Annotated in this window: 1 protein-coding gene; it reads left to right on the forward strand. The window is 37.7% G+C overall.

What is annotated here, in order from left to right; genetic code table 11:
* A partial coding sequence (locus tag HMPREF3032_RS01745) for a hypothetical protein (protein WP_197413477.1) occupies positions 1–385 on the forward strand: 385 nt, incomplete at both ends.

Here is a 385-nt window from a genome sequence, read left to right on the forward strand (position 1 = left end):
CCCTACATACAACATCACAAAAGATGATGGTACAGGTACAGAACCAGTTAATAATGTAGGCGCTGCGATTTCTAAATTAGATGGACGTATCAACAAAGCGAATACTACGCTTGCTACAAAAGGCTTGGATTTCACAGGTAACGATACAACTGCGAAAGTACACCGTGACTTAGGTACTACTTTGACAATCAAAGGTGCAGATAACTTCACTCGTACAGCAACTGAAACAAATAACATCAAAGTGGTTAAAACTGATAATGACCTTGATGTGAAATTAGCAGAAAACCTTGGTAATATCAAAGAAATCGCTGGTAATGGTAAAGATAACCTAGTGATTAAAAACGGTGATGCTACCATTACCTTGAAACCTAAAAAAGAGGCAGAA

The sequence above is a fragment of the Veillonella sp. DNF00869 genome (assembly GCF_001553345.1).
Lineage (GTDB): Bacteria > Bacillota > Negativicutes > Veillonellales > Veillonellaceae > F0422.